This window comes from Anaerococcus tetradius ATCC 35098, from assembly GCF_000159095.1.
GTDB classification, from domain to species: domain Bacteria; phylum Bacillota; class Clostridia; order Tissierellales; family Peptoniphilaceae; genus Anaerococcus; species Anaerococcus tetradius.
The window spans coordinates 1-721 of record NZ_GG666338.1 but is presented as its reverse complement, the minus strand read 5'-3'; the positions used below and the strand labels follow the sequence as shown (position 1 = coordinate 721).

Annotated in this window: 1 protein-coding gene; it reads right to left on the bottom strand. The window is 35.8% G+C overall.

All coding sequences use genetic code 11. The annotated features are described in order from the left end of the window. The coding region (locus HMPREF0077_RS10835) for a hypothetical protein (protein ID WP_004837912.1) at window positions 1-721 on the bottom strand (721 nt) is incomplete at both ends.

Genomic DNA, 721 nt, shown 5'->3' with positions numbered 1-721 from the left:
TTTTTGTTTTTTTCTTGGGCTTGGGATTCTTCGTCTGCCTTGTCTTTGGAGATTAGGTAGTCGGTGTAGTTTATTTCGTCTGCCTTTTCTTCGCTTTCTTCTTTTTTGTAGTTTATGGTTCTTAGTTCGTCTTCGCCTTCTTTGATGTGGGTTAGTTTTATCTTTTTCTTCTGGGTCATCTTCTTTTTGGTATTCGATGAATTTGTAGGATATTCTTTGAAGGTCTATGTTTGTTTGACCTTGGTCTAGGGATAGGTCAAAGGAGTAGAGTTTTTTGTTGTCTATTGTTTTTTTGTCGATTGTTCCTTCTAAGGTGTATGTTATTTCTTTTTCTATGCTTGGTGTTGTTATTGTTTTGCTATGTAGGCTCTTGTCATCGTCCGCCTTGTTTTCTTGTATTTTTGTTTCTTTGCCGTCCAGGATGATTTTTGTTATTTTGATGTCCTTTAGGGCTTGGGTCTTGTATGTTATAAGGCTTAGATTTAGTGGGGAGTCTGATTTTGTTGATGCTTGTTTTTTTGTTACTTTTATTTCATAGATTATGGCATCTTCTTTGTTATTTAGTTTGGCTTTTTGGCTTATGGTGTAGTTGTTTTTGTTTTCTTCTAGCCTTTGAGGGTTTTGGTCTATGGATGTTTGTGTTTCTGTTTGCTCTTTTCTTTCTTCATTGTTAGGATCTTCCTCAGTGCTTTCTTGGTCATCGTCTATATAGCTTTGTTGG